Annotated in this window: 1 pseudogene; it reads right to left on the bottom strand. The window is 72.6% G+C overall.

Annotated features, from left to right (window positions below):
• Positions 1–234 (bottom strand): annotated as a pseudogene (locus tag SB719_RS22735) (3-beta hydroxysteroid dehydrogenase); the annotation flags it as partial.

Below are 234 nucleotides of genomic sequence, written 5' to 3'. Positions count from 1 at the left end.
GATGCCAGCCGAGCACGTCCCGCGTGTACGCGCTCGACGCCGGCTGATCGATCGCCGCGAACCCGGACATCCAGCCGAAATGCGCGCGCGCCGCGTCCGCGGACAGCGACACGCAGGGCAGATCGAGGCCGGTCGCGATGGCCTCGGCGATCTTCCGGAAGGCGATGCCCCGCTCGGCCACCGCGTGCCAGGTCCCGGCGTACGGGCCATGTTCCACGGCAAGCCGGAACGCGC

The sequence above is a fragment of the Pantoea sp. SIMBA_079 genome (assembly GCF_046940275.1).
Lineage (GTDB): Bacteria > Pseudomonadota > Gammaproteobacteria > Enterobacterales > Enterobacteriaceae > Pantoea > Pantoea borealis.
This window is presented reverse-complemented; position numbering and strand designations above follow the sequence as displayed.